The organism is Vibrio sp. 1402 (genome assembly GCF_033340275.1).
Genome location: NZ_JAWOWE010000390.1, coordinates 1 through 628 on the forward strand (window position 1 = coordinate 1; position 628 = coordinate 628).

General features: G+C 47.6%; 1 pseudogene. It reads right to left on the reverse strand.

Going from position 1 to position 628, the window contains the following annotated elements:
- A pseudogene (locus tag R7044_RS26245) lies at positions 1-628 on the reverse strand (aconitate hydratase B); the annotation flags it as partial.

A 628-nucleotide genomic window follows, 5' to 3' on the forward strand; every position in this document is an offset into this window, starting at 1 on the left:
TAAGTGCCCGGACGAACACCTGCTACACCACATGCTTTACCAACCATTTTCTGTGCAAGCGTGTAACCCTTGCCAGAATCAGCGACTTCACCAGGTTTACGGAATACATCAGAAGACTCAAGACCTAGAGCTTGGCGCGCTTTATCTGTTAAACCACGACCGATGATCAGTGGGATACGACCGCCAGCACGTACTTCATCAATCAGCACGTCTGTTTTTAGAGAAAACTCAGCGAGCACTTCACCTGTTTCGTGGTTACATACTTTGCCTTCGTATGGGTAAACGTCGATAACGTCGCCCATATTCAACTTCGTTACATCAACTTCGATAGGCAGCGCGCCCGCATCTTCCATTGTGTTGAAGAAGATAGGTGCAATTTTACCGCCAAGCACGTAACCACCAGCGCGTTTGTTAGGTACGTAAGGGATATCATCGCCCATGAACCATAGCACTGAGTTAGTTGCAGATTTACGAGAAGAACCAGTACCAACAACATCACCAACGTACACTAGCTGGTGACCTTTTGATTTTAGCTCTTCGATTTGTTTGATTGGACCGATGGTGCCTGGCTGGTCAGGGTTAATACCCTCACGTTCGTGTTTCAGCATCGCAAGTGCGTGTACTGGAA